Source organism: Terriglobales bacterium (genome assembly GCA_035764005.1).
Classification (GTDB): domain Bacteria; phylum Acidobacteriota; class Terriglobia; order Terriglobales; family Acidobacteriaceae; genus Gp1-AA112.
The window spans coordinates 207,918-223,781 of record DASTZZ010000069.1 but is presented as its reverse complement, the minus strand read 5'-3'; the positions used below and the strand labels follow the sequence as shown (position 1 = coordinate 223,781).

The window sequence follows — 15,864 nt, the reverse complement described above, 5'->3', positions numbered from 1 at the left end:
ACTCCTTTCAGTAGGCACTTGATTGGGAGGCTTCTTAGCATGGAAATGTGGTCGAAAGCCCTTTAATCGGAAAAACCATTTCGCATTACCGCATCATGGACAAAATTGGTGGCGGCGGAATGGGTGTTGTCTATAAGGCTGAGGATCTCAATCTCCGTCGCTTTGTTGCACTCAAGCTTCTGCCTGACGACCTGGCGCAAGACAGCCAGATGCTGGAGCGTTTTCGACGTGAAGCGCAGGCCGCTTCCTCGCTGAACCACCCCAACATCTGCACCATCCACGATGTCGGCGAAGAGGATGGCCGAGCTTACATCGTCATGGAATTGCTCGAGGGCGCGACGCTGAAGCATTTGATCGCCGAAGGTCAACTTGAGTTCGATACTCTTTTGGTGCTTGGAATCGAAATTGCCGACGCTCTCGAGGCCGCGCACGCCGAAGGAATTGTCCATCGCGACATCAAGCCGACCAACATCTTTATTACCAGGCGAGGACACCCGAAGATCCTGGACTTTGGGCTGGCGAAAGTTGTGCCGACGCGTAGCCGCAGAGCGGCAATGGTTGGAGTTGCGGATGACGCTACATTCGACGCAAGAGTCGACCCGCTAACGACCTCGGGTGCTGTCATTGGCACCATGAATTACATGTCTCCTGAGCAAGTGAGAGCTGGCGATCTCGACGCCAGATCAGACCTCTTCTCCTTCGGCGTGGTGCTCTATGAAATGGCGACCGGCGTGATGCCCTTTCGGGGAGAGAGCTCGGGGGTGGTCGCAGAGGCGATCCTGAATCGCACCCCAGTGGCTCCTGTGCGTCTCAATTTGGAGATTCCGCCGGCACTCGAAGAGATCCTGCGCAAGGCATTGGAGAAGGACCGAAACTTGCGTTACCAGCACGCGTCGGAAATGCGCATCGAACTGCAGCGCATCAGGCGCGATATTTCGAGGCCGGCCTCGGAGGAGGCGCAACCCAGCAGTACGTGGAACGCTTTGCACACGATTGCGCGGCGTGAATCGGATTCAAGCCGCGCCGGAACTCTCATTTCAGTGAGTTCGTCTAAGCCGCATGCAATACGGTGGTGGCTTCCATGGCTGCTTCTCAGCGCGACTTTCTTTGCCGCTGGACGGTGGTTCTTCACTTGGCAGGCGAAGCACACCGAAGCTGCCGCGGTTCCACTGACAATGCATCCACTTGCAAGCCTTCCAGGTTACAAACAATTTCCGCTTTTTTCGAGGGATGGAAACGCAATTGCATTCGCCTGGGATGCCGGCATTGAAGGTCAAAACTCGGATGTGTATTTGATGCAATTGGAGGGTGGCAAGCCCTTGCGTCTAACCAATCATCCTGCGAGCGAGTGGCCGGCCGCCTTCAGTCCGGACGGACGGCGCCTTTACTTTAACAGGCAGTCAGATACCGGGTTTGCCGCTTATTGGATTCCCACTTTGGGAGGGGAGGAAACCCGAATTGCCGATGGTGTGATCGCAGACATATCTCCAGATGGCCGGAAAGCTCTGGTGGTTCGTCCGAGCGGCTCTGAGAGTACAGAAATAGGCGACTTTCTTCTGGATTTATCGACTGGCTCGGAGCGTCGATTGGGAGATTACTACGGCAGGATGAATCCACAGTTCAGCTCAGACGGGAAATGGGTCTTCCTTCCGTTCGGACCAGATCGGGACCATCTCAGCGTGCATCGAGTTCGAGTCGAAGGTGGCAACCTGGAGAAAGTGGATTTCGATGACCTGGGACCAGACATCGATCGCGTGGACGCGGTACGCCTTGCTCCACTACGCACACGCATGCTGATCGAAGCGCGTGAGCACGGTAGTAATGCATTGGTCTTATTTATAGCAAATGCGGATGGAACCGAACCAAAGCGGCTTCCCAAAAGTCTCGTGCCGGGAATGCTGTCGCCGGATGGGAAACAGATGGTGAGCGTCCGCAACTCTTTTGACGTGAATCTCTACCGCGCGGAAGCATTTCCCCAAAACCGCGCTGAAGTGACTCCGCAGAAAGTTCTTGAAAGACCCAGCGAAGATTACTCTCCTGTGTTTTCGCCCGACGGCAACTCGTTGCTTCTTAGTTCCTACAGGAAAGGACGTTGGGAGATTTGGCTTTGGAACGCAGCGATGACAGATGGGCGTCCATTATTCAGTAAAGAAGGTGGCACGGCAGGATCTCCGGCGTGGTCGCCTGATGGAAAATGGATCGCGTTCGATGCGCGAACAAAGAATGCTGCGGCCGACCTCTGGATTTCACCTTCGACGGGTGGTGAGCCGAAAATCCTGATCTCAGGACCCGGCGAGAACATAACCCCTTGCTTTGATCGGACGAGTCAATGGATTTACTTCAGCTCGAGCCGAACCGGATCGCTGCAACTATTCCGCATTCCGCTAACGGGTGGTTCGCCAGTGCAAGTCACGCATGGCGGTGGATTCACATGCCAATTCTCAACAGATGGACGGTATCTCTACTATCTAAAAACTCGCAATGGCGGGGAGATTTGGCGTCTAGAATTAGCTGCCAATCATGAAGAAGCGGTTGTCAGGGAAATGAAGTCCAGAAACTGGAAAGTTGTTAGAGATGGAATCTACATGCTGGATTCTCAGTCGAATTCGCAGATTGGGAGCGCCTCGCGAATTGCCGATGCGAAGTTCTACCGCTTTGCCACCAAGAAGATCGAGGATCTTGGTTTTCACACTCCAAAGGCAATTTCGTATTTAGGAATCGATCTGTCGCTAGACGGCACCTGGGTTTACTACAGCCAGGTGGATTCCTTAACAAGCGAGCTCTATTTGGTCGAGAATTTGCCTTGAGAAGTTCGGTGGGCTCTCGCATTTCAGCGGATTATCTGCGATGAACTGTCGCCGGCTGTGACTCCTACCAGTTCCGGACGTGGTTTGCACCGTTTAGGATCGTCCAGTTTTGAAATGAAACCATCTCGTCTGGACTAAGCTCCGCAACTGCGGCGGCGAAAAATTGTGTGCACTCACAAACGAACGTTTTCCTCTGGCGTAGTGCTCACGCTACTTCTCGTGAGCGCTTGTGGTCGCGCGCCACAGCGGACGCAACCCATTTCACAACATAGTGGCTGGCACGAATTTCAAGGGACATGGACAGCGACTGGCAGTCGCAATGAGATGCTCCTTGAAGGAGACCGCCACGCCTCAATTGCTGATTTCAATGGATCGCTCTTGCTTGCCGGAGAATCGCGTCCAAACGTTGGATTTCGCGCCGAAGCAATCATCTTCAACGATAGTTCGACCGGCATGACCGGCCGCGCAGTTTGGATTGACGAGAACGGCGATAAGGTCTTTAGCGTGTTGCAAGGTGCTCAGGGCGATAAAAAAATCGCCGGAACCTTCACCGGTGGCACGGGCAGATATGCGCGAGCAACGGGCAGTTACGAATTTTCGTGGCGCTTCGTTTTGCAATCCGATGACGGGAAGATGCAGGGCGAGTCCGTAGGACTCAACGGTCGTGTGCGGGTGGATTCATCAGAACAAAGATCTAATCCTGGAGATCCGCGATCGTGACAAGCCCAGCAACAACACCGCGGATTCTGATTCCAAGCGAGTTTTCAGCGAAGAAGCGCACGAACGCCAGTCTGCTGGTCAAACGCATCGTGCCTTTTGCCCTCGCGCTCACGATCGGACTCTCACCGGTCCCGGCCGGGCTCACTGCACAGGCTTGGCACCTCTTTGCTGTATTTGTTTCGGCCATCACGTCAGTGCTGATCGGCGCGTTTCCACTGTTAACTTCCACCACTCTGGCTGTTGCAGCCGTAGTCCTTACAGGCACGATTTCGCCGGCCAAAGCTTTCTCCGGCTTTGCCAATTCGAGCGTTCTCCTGGTTGTTGTCGCATTCCTCGTAGCGCAGGCAGTCGTGAAATCGGGGCTGGGCCGACGCATTAGCCTTTTCATGGTAAGCCGCTTCGGTCGTTCCTCTTTGGGACTCGCCTACAGTATCGTGCTTACCGATTCGGCTATTGCTCCTGCCTTCCCAAGTAACACAGCGCGAGGCGGGGTACTGTTTCCCATCGTGCTCTCGGTCGCACGTGGATCGGGTTCATTCCCGGAAGATCCCCAAAGTAGACGTTTGGGCGGATACCTCATGTTCTGCGGCATGGCCAGCCTGGCAATATCTTCGGCCCTGTGGATGACCGCGACTTCAGCGAATCCGATCGCTATTCAGGTCGCGAAGGAATACGGTTTCGAAGTGGGATTCGGCAAATGGCTGATTGCTGCCTCCATTCCCGCCCTCGTGGCGATTGCGGCTCTGCCGTGGTTTTTGGCACGGCTGTTTCCACCAGGTGTCGCCGAAACTCCAGAAGCCCCCGCTGCTGCGCGCAAAGCGCTTACAGAACTGGGACCCCTGTCGCGTGACGAATGGATCACGGCTGTCGCGTTCATCTTGATGGTGGCAGGCTGGATTTTTGCCGATCGCCTTCACTTTAACGTGACGAGCATCGCATTCGCCGGCTTAGGGCTGTTGCTGATGAGCGACGTCTTGACGGCGAGCGACATTGCAACCCAGGGCGACACGCTGGCGACGTTTCTCTGGCTTGCAGTGTTGTTTGCCTTGAGCGGTCAACTCAATGAGCTTGGATTCATGGGTTATGCAGGTCAACGTTTAGCTTCACACATGAGCGGATTACCATGGCCAATTATTTATCTAGCACTCCTCCTGATCTATGTAGCCATCCACTACATGTTTGTAAGTCAATCGTCTCAAGTGTTAGCTCTTCTGGGAGTATTCCTGGATGTTGGTATTCGCGGCGGCGTCCCGATAGCGCTCATGGCGTTTTCGCTATTCTTCGCCAGCAGCTACTTCTCGGTGATCACCCCGCAAGGCGGAAGTCAGAACGTGATCTTTGTTGGAAGTGGCTATCTTAGTCAACGCGAACTTTATCGCCTTGGACTGTTAACCACAGTCTTCTTCTTAGCCGTTTTCCTGGTTGTTGGCACCCCCTGGCTGCTGCTGGTCGGTCGGTGATTGCAATGCGGAATCACATGCGAGTCGACATCTTCTTACACACTCTCAGAAAAGGAATGCCCTGGCTTGATTGGCCTCACGCTTCAATTCATCAAGCAGTTCAGTAATGGCATCTGGCTGACTCTCCCGCTATTGCTAAGCTTCGCGACGGCCATTGCCATAGTCGGGCAGATAGTGGGCTCGCGGGAAGGCTGGTCGCACTTTGAGAGCCTCTATTGGTCATTCATTACAGCGACAACGGTCGGATATGGAGATATTCGTCCTCTGAAACGAAGGTCGCGAATCTTTGCGGTTTTAATTGCGTTCCTGGGATTGCTGTTGACCGGCATACTCATTGCTGTTGCTGTTCACGCCGCGAATCTATCCCTAGATAAGATCGACCGCTAGTCAATTGCCAACACCGTTGCGCAGGATCACTGCCACATCTTCCTGACGCGTTGCAAGTCCCGGTCGTGCTTGCGTTGCGAATGCTCCAGGGCCAAAGAAACGATCAGGAGCATTGCCGCCGCTCCAAAGATCCCGCCACACCACACTCCTGAAATGAAATCCGCACCGCTGAGCATCGTTAGGTCCCCACGCTTCGCAGGACTGAGCCACCAGCCTTCTCTGCAGGGCCAAGTCATCTGTGCGAAGACGTGTAAAGTCTTAGGTCTTTAAAGCCAGATTTAGTACTGTCAAGATTGGCAGCCGAGGTTAGTAGGGGTCGCCGGTAGGTGGATAGACTTACGCCGCCCCCGACGCGCTCTGAGTCATGCTTCTCGCGACGATCGGTACGCCCACCCGAATCTCAGTTCCCGCCATGGGCCTGGAGGTGATCAGCATAATTCCGCTCACGAGGCTCACTCGTTCTCTCATGCTGACGATCCCCAGACCTCGGCTTATCAGTGCTGAGGCGGCATCGAAACCTACTCCATCGTCGCGAACGATAAGCTGGATCTCGCCTGAAAAACCGCGCAACTCCACTTCGAAAGATTGGGCACCACTGTGCTTGATCGCATTGTTTAGAGATTCCTGCAGAACCCTGAAAAGACAAAGAGAAACATCCTGTGGCATCTCTGAAGGAATGTTGTCTGCAGTAAAACTAACTTTCAGTTTGTGCCACTCGGCAGTTTCTCTGCAGAAGCTCTTGCACGCTGCCACTAAACCAAGGTATTCCAGCTTAGAAGAGTGCAGACGATGAGAAATGCCTTGAACTTCAGTGCCAATATCGGAAGCGAGCTGTCGCAGATGATCAAGCCGCGCCTGGACTTCGTCTCCTGATGGAGGGAGACTCTGCTGCAGCACGTCCAGCTCGATTCCTAACATCGCGATACGCTGATTGATATCGTCGTGAAGCTCTCTCGAAATTCGCGTGCGCTCCTGCTCCTGCGCCTCGATCAATCTTCGACTCACTCCAGAAAGAGCTTCTTCGGCCAACTTGTTTTCGGTGATATCTACGCAAGACCCAATATAGCCGGCAAAAGCGCCGTCGGCGCTGAACCGGGGGACCCCTCGATCCAGGACCCATCGGTAGTCGCCTTGCTGGTGTCTCACTCTGTACTGCATGGTGAACGGTTCGCGACGCTCGAAAGAGCCCGCGTAAGTGTCCATGCATCCCTTCACATCATCGGGATGAACAGTGTCCAACCAGCCGTTCCCCAGTTCTTCCACAAGATCGCGGCCGGTGAGATCAAGCCACGGCTGATTGACATAGTTACAAAGCTTGTCGGTCCCTGACATCCAGATCATCACCGGAGCACTATTGGCGACGAGTCGAAATCGTTGCTCGCTCTCCTGTGCCACTCTCAAGGCAGCCGCAACCTCGAGTTCTGCCTTTCTGCGTCTGGCACGGTGCCACAATAGAGTGATAATCAATCCCGCCTGCAGTATCATCAGCGAGAATCCGGCGATGATGTACCACCTGTACGTTTCCCAAATGGTCGGTTCGCGATTCAGCAGGATGCTGCCGGGTGGAAGATCCTTCTCTTTGAGTCCCCAGCGCCTGAGCGCGCGCCAGTCGAACATGTAAGTACTTCTACCCTCTACAATGCCGACGTTCTGAGGCTTTTCTCCATTAAGCAATCTCAGAACCAAGGCACCGGCGACTCTCCCGTCGCTCGTAAGGCTGTAGAGCTTGCCGCCTACCTCACCATGCCTCAAATAAATGTCAGTTAATCCAAAGACTGGAGCATTAGCAGCCGCAGTAACCATCGAGGAAGATTCAACACCAGTAAAACGGGTTCCCGCCGCATCCTGGGCGAGACCAATGAAGAGGATGACAGTATGTGGCGGCAAATGCCTGATCTGTTCGAGGAGATCCGGCATGGTGCAATTAGTTAAGTAGGAAATCTCGATGCTTCCCGTATAGCTTCGTAGTCGTTGTCTCACCACTGCTAGAGTCTGTTTGCCCATCTGCGAGGTGCCGCCCCCTACCACCAGAACGCGTCTTGTATCAGGCTTCAGGCGCACAGCTGCGTGTAACGTATCGCTGGGTTCCCACGAAGTCTCGACTCCGGTAAAGTCAGTATCAACTTCGGGATGGCCCGGCAATATACCGTTCGGCAGACAGAAAACAACTGGGATGTCAGGAAAGAATTTCTTGTGTACCTCAATCATGAATTTGAGTGGAGAGGGACCGACAGTAACAATCACGTCTGGCCTGCGGTTCCGATATCTGGAAAGAACGAATTCACGGAATCGCTGTTGTTCAACTTGCTCAGGAAATAACACCGTCTCCATGTACTCGCGGTAGTACTCGATCTTATATGGCGCATTATCAAGTGCGACACGGAGGCCCTGGTCGACGAGGTTTATGCCTGGATAGGCAGTGCCTGCCTCATTCAGAATAAGAACCCGACGGATCGGTTTGGTTTGAGCCAACGCAGAGCTATGGAAGAGCAACGAGAGCGCAAATAAGAAATACATGAACTGCCTGCCAGTAGATTCAACAGGCCTGTGCTGAATGCGCGATGTGAAGCTGCATGCAATGTAATTGCTTGAACTCAGCTTTGATGAACCAAGCCAGCCGAAAGGTTCACTGGCCTTACCGTCGGCCGCCATGTTTTCTGATGTGGAGTTCACACCGCTCCATTCCCTGCAATCGCACTGGCGCTAATGCTAGCATTTCTATGTCCTGCCACTGTTAACCCTGTCAAAATTGACAGAGCCACGTAAGCGTCAGGACTCGCTAATCTTTCATCCTTTAAATCGTCTGGCTGTTCATTCACGAGACAAAAACATTTTCATTCACAGCCGACCGACAACCAGGTGGGCATCAGATGAGCGATCCGTTGAGCCGTCGACGCTGGGCTCTTTTATCCTGTTATTCGTCTATCATAGCCATGACTTTGTTCACGGCATTTCCATCGAGCTCCTACTCTCAAACCATATCGACCGGAGCGATTACGGGCATCACCGTGGATCCTACAGGTGCAGCCGTGCCGGATGTATCGATTCAGCTCACAAAAGCTGATGGAAGCGAACCACGGTCCACTAATACGGACGAGCAAGGAAGGTTCGGATTCCTTCTGTTGGATCCGGGTGAATATCACCTCCGCGCTGAGAAAATAAATTTTGAGCCCATAAATCTTTCGATCCTGCATGTCTATGTAACGGAAGCAAACCGGCTCGAACTCCATCTGCATGTTGCTACCCATTTCGAAAACGTCGAAGTAGCTTCCGATTCTGTAATGGTTCAGAGTGACAGTTCTGCCTTGGGTCAAGTACTAAATAGAAACGGAATCACTGGCTTGCCGTTGGTTACAAGAAACTTCACCCAAATAGCGAGCCTTGCGCCCGGCGTGAGCGTCGGGGTCTACCACGCAGGAGAGCTTGGAATCGGGGGAACTGCCCAGTCGCAAATTGGGAAATCAAACGACGGGATCTACGTGCACGGATCGCGCTCGTATGACAACAACTGGCAATTGGATGGCGTTAGCGTTAACGACGTGTTGGGCACCGGTTCGACCAGCGGAGGCATTCCGATTCCGAACCCTGACACTATTGAGGAATTCAAAGTACAAACCGGATTGTACGACGCCGCCTTCGGACGCTCAGCTGGAGCGAATGTCAGTGTCATCACAAAAACCGGCAGCAACAGTTACCATGCCAGTGTTTTCGAGTTCCTGCGCAACAACTTCCTGAATGCCAACGATTTCTTCTTCAACCAAACCGGTCAGCGACGTCCGGACCTTAAGCAGAACCAGTTCGGAACTGCGGTCGGAGGACCAATCCGCAAAGACAAACTGTTTTTCTTTGGATCCTATCAGGGAACGCGTCAGATTAATGGCTTGGCGACCGGCCAAGCACGGATAGCCTGCAGCGCCACTTTGAGCGAGCCGCCTCTGACGAACGACCGATCGGCGGCAGCCCTCGGCAAACTCTTCGGCGGGCAAAAAGGTGTTTCAGGCGGAGTTGCCGTCAATCCTGACGGTTCTAATATCAATCCTGCAGCGCTCGCTCTGCTGAATCTCAAACTTCCTGACGGCGGCTTTCTTATTCCCAGTCCTCAAACTATTGATCTAAGTAAACCGATTGCAAGCCAGGGCTTCTCCGCATTCACACAGCCGTGCCGGTTCAATGAAGATCAGTATTTGCTCAACCTCGATTATGCGTCATCGCGGAAAAATCAACTGGCTGCACGATTCTTTTTGCAAGGCAATAGTCAAGAAGTCACTTTTCCCGGGAATGGTCTAAATAACGCAGGAAACATTCCAGGCTTTATCAGCCCGGGTGAATCCGAGTTCATCGTTTTCTCTCTGGCCGATACTTACCGGCTGAGTAGCTTCAGCTTGAACGAAGCACGAATCGGATTCGTGCGGACCAGCACCGGTACCGAAGCGCAGTCGCCTTTCGCGTGGTCTGATGTCGGTGTGACCGAAGGCGAGATGAATCGGAACAACGAGCTACCGAGTCTACGAATTCTTGGTTCGGTGAGCATGGCTCCCGGATTTCCCCGAACCTACACTCAAAAGAGCATTGTCTTAAGCGATGTCTTCAGCTTGCTCGATGGTCCGCACACTCTGAAATTTGGAGGCTCGCTGACTCGACTGCAGGACAACCTCGACTTCGCCGGGTTTGGTTCGTTTCTCCAATTCTTAAGCTGGCCAGATTTTCTACTGGGCCTCAATCGCAGCGACAATGGTACGGGAACCGTCAGCAACGTTTTTGCTTCCATGGATGGCTATGGCTTGCTGAATCGTGACTTCAGGGCATGGGAAGTCTCGGCATTTGCGCAGGACGATTACCGCATCACCAAATCGTTGACTTTGAATCTTGGGCTCCGTTATGAACGCCCCGGCCAATTTGGCGACGCTCTCGGACGTAGTTCGACTTTCGATTTCACAAAAGCCAATCCGAACCCACCCGCGACTGGAAGTCTCGCCGGGTACATGGTGGCGTCAAACTTTTCGACCACTGTTCCTTCGGGGGTTAGCCGCGCAGACAACACATTTGCGACGTACGGCGAGGCTCAAAACACGGTTGCTCCCAGAGTGGGATTTGCGTGGCAAGTCCTGCCAACGACAACTCGATTGGTATTACGAGGAGGATATGGTATTTATTACTCTCGCCCGACTGGCCAAGTCTTCACTGAATCTGTGATTGCCGCCCCATTTGCCACACTCCGGAACAGCACAGGGGTTTCGAACGGAGGAGCAACGTTTCAGGCGCCATTTGCGCAGCCATTTCCCACTCCAGCTTCGTTTCCGCTTTTTGTCCCTTATTCGCCGACAAGTAGCCTGTCGATTAGTTCGCTGGCGCCAGATTTCCGCCCTGCAATGGTGCAGCAGGTTGCGCTGAATATCCAGTCAGAGCTGCACCAGGGCTGGCTTCTCGAAATCGGATATGTCGGCGCTCGAGGAACGCATCTCCAGCGGCTGCGTTCGCTGAATCAAGCGCTCAATGCGTCTCCGCAAGACCCAGTGATAACGACGATTTCGAACACCGTAGCCAACATCCCGTTACGAGTGCCCATTCGCGGAATTCGTCCCGATTCGCTTCGTGAACTCGAATCAGAAGGAAACTCCTGGTACAACGGCCTTGAAACAAGTCTGACCAAGCATCTCAGTTTCGGGCTGCAGTTTCTGGCCTCCTATACGTTCTCCAAGACTTTGGACACGGACGGCGCAGATGTAAACGGAAACTCCTCAGGAAACGGAATCACGCTGGGAGATCAGAATGTTCCGGGGCAACGATGGGGACGAGTCAGTTTTGATCGCACTCATCGGTTCGTTTTCAGTACAACGTGGCTAGTTCCGAGCCCTCGTGGCCCGGTTTCACGGGCGATGCTGGGAAATTGGTCTCTTGCCGCAATTGCAACCATTCAGTCAGGTGATGCGCTCACTATTTCCAATACGAACGCCACCAATGTATTTGGTATCAACCAGGACAGGGCGCAGTTAAGCGGCACATGTTCTAAACAACAACTAGTTGTCCGCGGCAGTATTGAAACTAAGCTGAACGGCTATTTGAATTCGGCCTGTTTTGCCAAGCCGCCGGTCATTGGCGCAGACGGTATTGGAACCGCTTTTGGAAACAGCGGCACGGGAATAGTCGATGGCCCCGGGCAGGCGAACCTGGATCTTGCAGTGTCTAAGAAGATCGCGATGGCATGGCCTCTCGAAAACGGCAGCCTGCAATTTCGTGCCGAGTTCTTCAATGCGCTTAATCATCCTCAGTTTGCTAACCCCGATACAAACTTCTCTTCATCCACATTTGGGGTAGTCTCAGCTACGGCTGTAAATCCTCGTGTTGGGCAGCTGGCGTTGACTTTCTCATTTTAATTCAGATCATGGTCCCGGCAATCCTAAGCACCCTACCTTAGATTTTGCACTGAATCTCAGTAGAACTCTGGACATTCTTCCAGTAGTGCAGAATTGGGACCAGCAGTACACCAAATACACGACAAAAAGTTGGTGTTCTTATGCTCGCATCATGTATTTGGGAAGTACCTCGAACGGAGAGAATTGCATTTCACCGATGGATAGTCTGTCTCCCATGTCTACTCGCTCTCCTTCTCTGCAACGACGTCATGGGACAAGTCCAAGCTCCACAAGATGAACCCCAGGGTAGAAGTCACAGTGAGTTTGCATCGCAGCTTGTCACGCCGAACGCCTTACGCGCGCCGGGAAAGGCTCAGCACGCTGTCGACAAGGCTTTAAAAGCGGTTCTCCATCACGACTCACAAGATGCAGCAAAGGAGCTGGAACGTGCTCTCGCCATTTATCCCGACTACGCCACAGCATTAACCCTCCGTGCAATACTGAATATGACGAGGGATCCTGTCACCGCAACCACGGATCTCGAGCATGCGATTCGCGCTGATCCTACCTATGGCGTTGCCTATGCGGTGCTCGCATCCATCTACAACGACTCCCAGCAGCCTGCAAATGCTCTAGTCAACGCCAATAAAGCTCTTCAATTTCTGCCTGAGGCCTGGCCCGTGCACTACGAGACGGCTCGTGCGCTCTTTTGTCTGCATCGAAACGAACGAGCTCTGCAGGAGATTAATGAAGCAATCAGGGGTATATCTCGTGATGCAAACGCCGGGGCTGGGAGTCGCGCGACCGTCCACTATTTACGCGGCATCATTCTTATCAATCAGCATGAACTCAGCGAGGCAAGACGTGAGTTAAAAGAAGCCATTAAAGAAGAGCCTACCGGCAGCCTCGCACAACCCTCGAATCAGCTTCTTGCGCGATTAAGTTCGACGGAAAACCGTTGAGAGTAAGGAGTCTAGCTAAATTTCGTAGCTCTGCCGGTTCACGAGCCAGGCGAGCTGCGGCTGGTTTCGCGAGAAATAAATCATTGAACCTGACAGCTTTGAAAAGTAAGAGCGACAATCAACTCTTTGATCTTTAAGTCGAACAGTCCAGTTATCTGGCAATCTGGCAATTTTGTTAGTTCTATCCCACCCGCGTTTTCTCTACGCTAACCTGACGCACGAAGGTAAGAGCGTTGCCGAGGTCCGAATCAATTGCCTCTTCGCTTACGATCCTGGAGTTCTTCACCCGGGATTGGAATCCGCGGATGGCGGAGTGAGTTTGTCGTTTACGCTCAAACAGCCCTGCGCAAATCAAAGCTGATCGTTCTCACATCAGTGTTGCTCTCCAGAATGTTCATGGTGGCCCAACCATGGACGCCAATTTGTGTTAGAGAGACCGGAGAGGTTTCTTCAGACAATGCTGCCGCAGCCAATAATGGCTTCGATACGGCGACCTCCCGGGAAGTCAATCATCAGTGGTCATCTCGATCCTGCAAACACGCGGATTCTGGCTCCGCAGACGATGAAGATAAGGCCGAGACGGCCAGTGCGAGCGCGGTGGATCCGCTGATCAAATCTCAGCCGCCGAAGCCGCCTCGTTTCTATCTGAGAAAGGCGTTGCTGCAATCGTTCGAATACTTGATGATACAGCATGCATTTCGAGTTGCCGACGATCCTTCATTGCGGTATTCGCTGGCGCATTCACCTTTTGTCCACAATTGGTTTGCTTCTTACAAAGGGTACAACCTGAAAAGGTGGAGCGACGGAGACGATTTCCTTGTGAACGACGTTGGGCATCCTCTGCAGGGAGCGGTGGCAAGTCGGATCTATTTACAGAATAGCCCTCCAGCGGATACTGTCGCCATCGGACAGAATCGCAGGTACTGGATAACCAGGCTAAAGGGAATGGCTTGGGCAGCGGCGTTTGAGGTGCAATGGAAAGTCGGTCCTTTGAGTGAAACTAGCATCGGAAACGCCGGAGGGTGGTTGTATGTTCCAGGCTGCGGATATTCTCGCACATGTCTGAATAATCCAAGGTATCCGGGTGGCCCTACCAATAACACTGGACTATCGGACTGGATTGTCACGCCAATTGTTGGCACCGGATGGGTCGTACTTGAAGATGTGTTGGATAAGTACGTCGCTGCAAGAATCGGAACAAAACATCGAATCTTTGGCAACATGATCTTGCGAACTGCTCTTGAACCGAGCCGCAGTTTTGCAGGATTATTCATGGGTAAACTTCCGTGGCAAGTACCGAATGAAGGGTTGCACCTCGCAGCACCTGAGAAGAAGCAAAATGGTCGTGTAGAAGAAGGCGACGAAACGTGGAAGACCCGTCGGCGAAGCATCGGCGTTCACTACGTAAACATCAGCTTACCCGGGTTCCGAAATGACTGCAGTGGGTGTCGCGAGCCGAGCCGAGGAGTCGGCATAGGCTATGGATTTAGAATCGCTAACTCTCTGTTCTTTGACAGCGAGATCAACTACTTTCCACGTCATGAAAGCAAAGGCCGGCCGAGGTTGGAAGGACTATTTGGCGCCAAAATCGGGCACCAGGGAAAGAAATGGGGAGTATTCGGTAAGGTTCGTCCCGGCTTTCTCTACTACGATGAAACGTGGACTGGCGGATGGCTCCCAAAATTCGACAGCCTTAGCCGCTTCGCATTGGATTCGGGTGGAATAGTGGAAGTGTATCCTTCACGTCGATCTACTCTAAGATTCGATCTCGGCACAACGCTAATTCGTTATCTGCAAGATTATCCGAACCCTCGTCTCTCTCCGCTTGGGAGCTTGCAGTCGCCGCAATATTATGTCAATCAAGGAAATCTCCAGATTTCCAGCGGCTATGCGATTCGCTTTTGAGCATCGGACCTACTTCACAAGACCGTGCAGCGGCCGCAGCAATGCTTTCTGTTCTCAGATAAGTCTCTCGATAGAGCAGTCTGCGTTGATAAATGGTTTTCCTGTAACATGTGACAGGGTGCCAGCCCCACGCCATCGAAGCAATATAACTGGATGAAGAGATCTCTGGGCAGTTTCATCCTATTCACAATTCTCACAACCGCATGCTCTATGTGGGGCCAGGGTGGCTTTGAGCTGACACCTACAATTGGTTACCGATTTGGCGGAAACATCGAATTAAATAATCAAGCTCTTAACCCTACAGTTCGCAAACTCGAAATTGAGAGCAATCCAGCTTATGGCGTGGCACTCAACCATGGAGTCCATGACAACATTCAGGTGGAGTTTGAATGGAGCAGGCAGGATACACACTTGAATGGCCGATTGCGGGCAGTCAACACGTCAGTCAGGCTGTTTGGAGCATACGTTGATCAATACCACGTAAACTTTATTTTTCATCCGGCGGATGATGGTGCCCATACGCAGCCTTTTGCGGTGGTTGGACTGGGCGCTACGACACTTAGTCCTCGAGCTGCGTTCTCGAGCAGAAGCGAATTTTCTTTCGAATTGGGTGCAGGAATCAAACACTACTTCGCGCCTCATTTCGGACTGAGGCTCGAGGCAAAGTGGACCCCGACATATCTCCATTCCAATGAGGAGTGGTTCTGTAACGGCTTCGACCAGTGCTTTTCCGTGTCAGATCCTGTCTATGCCCAACAGGGTCAAATAAGCTCAGGCATAATCTTTCGATTCTGACGAAACCTCAAGAGGGTTGCGGAACCTACAGAATGGCAGCGTGGTTTCGGGGGAGGGCACAAAGGGCCTGAAGGGAGACTGCCTCGACGAAGTGGCATCTACTTCGCCGACCGCAGGTCCCCTCAGGAGTCGCTTCCTGGTGACTCACAATATTTCCCGCAATGGGAACGAGCAACTGACAAAAATGCCAGCGAATGGCAGTCTGGAAGTACGTTGCGAAAACTAGGATTCATTCGCCATAGCACCAGTCCACCTTAGCATGGCGCAATCAACACAGACCCATGGAACGTTTGCGCTCAGCTCTCTCAGTGTGAAGAACCAAACACCACACTGTGGGCACAAATGGGCTTTATAGGGGGTTTCAACTCGCATCAACAAAGAGGCCGTCTCCTCACTGCAAACAGAGCTTAGCTATTCTCGCAAGGTCAGTCGTTGCCCTTGAACACCATTAACGTCGATAGGTGACGATCGGAGC

8 protein-coding genes are annotated in these 15,864 nt (G+C 52.8%); 7 read left to right on the top strand and 1 reads right to left on the bottom strand.

Translation table 11 applies throughout. The annotated features are described in order from the left end of the window. Positions 1 to 95 precede the first annotated feature (95 nt). From VFU50_11820 to VFU50_11805, 4 genes are all read left to right on the top strand, one after another. Entirely contained in the window at positions 96 to 2,807 is a 2,712-nt protein-coding gene (locus tag VFU50_11820) for a protein kinase (protein ID HEU5233542.1), read from the top strand. 324 nt (positions 2,808 to 3,131) lie between these two features. Continuing rightward, positions 3,132 to 3,527: a hypothetical protein gene (locus tag VFU50_11815; GenBank protein ID HEU5233541.1), complete on the top strand. Its 396-nt coding sequence runs from the start codon at positions 3,132 to 3,134 to the stop codon at positions 3,525 to 3,527. After that, a complete protein-coding gene (locus VFU50_11810) occupies positions 3,524 to 4,987 on the top strand; it encodes a DASS family sodium-coupled anion symporter (protein HEU5233540.1) in 1,464 nt (487 codons plus the stop codon). Before VFU50_11815 ends, VFU50_11810 begins: the two co-directional genes overlap by 4 nt. 66 nt (positions 4,988 to 5,053) lie before the next feature. Further along, positions 5,054 to 5,374, top strand: coding sequence for a potassium channel family protein (locus VFU50_11805; protein HEU5233539.1), 321 nt, complete (start codon positions 5,054 to 5,056; stop codon positions 5,372 to 5,374). Positions 5,375 to 5,710: 336 nt separating this feature from the next. On the opposite strand, the gene VFU50_11800 is transcribed toward VFU50_11805, so the two are convergent. Next, the gene (locus tag VFU50_11800) at positions 5,711 to 7,891 is read right to left on the bottom strand and encodes a PAS domain-containing protein (GenBank protein HEU5233538.1); all 2,181 of its coding nucleotides are present in this window, start codon (positions 7,889 to 7,891) and stop codon (positions 5,711 to 5,713) included. 416 nt (positions 7,892 to 8,307) lie between these two features. On the opposite strand from VFU50_11800, the gene VFU50_11795 reads away from it, so the two are divergent. The 3 genes from VFU50_11795 (at position 8,308) to VFU50_11785 (ending at position 14,594) form a co-directional block, all read left to right on the top strand. Beyond that, complete coding sequence (locus VFU50_11795) at positions 8,308 to 11,748, top strand: TonB-dependent receptor (protein ID HEU5233537.1); 3,441 nt, start codon at positions 8,308 to 8,310, stop codon at positions 11,746 to 11,748. A gap of 248 nt (positions 11,749 to 11,996) precedes the next feature. Continuing rightward, positions 11,997 to 12,689, top strand: coding sequence for a hypothetical protein (locus tag VFU50_11790; protein ID HEU5233536.1), 693 nt, complete (start codon positions 11,997 to 11,999; stop codon positions 12,687 to 12,689). Positions 12,690 to 13,085: 396 nt separating this feature from the next. Then, positions 13,086 to 14,594 (top strand): hypothetical protein, encoded by a 1,509-nt coding sequence (locus VFU50_11785; GenBank protein HEU5233535.1) that lies wholly within the window; start codon positions 13,086 to 13,088, stop codon positions 14,592 to 14,594. Positions 14,595 to 15,864: the final 1,270 nt, after the last annotated feature.

Bases quoted from the DNA above. Each gene is read 5' to 3' on its own strand.
- VFU50_11795 (HEU5233537.1), top strand. From the start codon at position 8,308: ATGACTTTGTTCACGGCATTTCCATCGAGCTCCTACTCTCAAACCATA.
- VFU50_11820 (HEU5233542.1), top strand. From the start codon at position 96: ATGGACAAAATTGGTGGCGGCGGAATGGGTGTTGTCTATAAGGCTGAG.
- VFU50_11785 (HEU5233535.1), top strand. From the start codon at position 13,086: ATGGTGGCCCAACCATGGACGCCAATTTGTGTTAGAGAGACCGGAGAG.
- VFU50_11790 (HEU5233536.1), top strand. From the start codon at position 11,997: ATGGGACAAGTCCAAGCTCCACAAGATGAACCCCAGGGTAGAAGTCAC.
- VFU50_11815 (HEU5233541.1), top strand. From the start codon at position 3,132: ATGCTCCTTGAAGGAGACCGCCACGCCTCAATTGCTGATTTCAATGGA.
- VFU50_11800 (HEU5233538.1), bottom strand. From the start codon at position 7,891: ATGTATTTCTTATTTGCGCTCTCGTTGCTCTTCCATAGCTCTGCGTTG.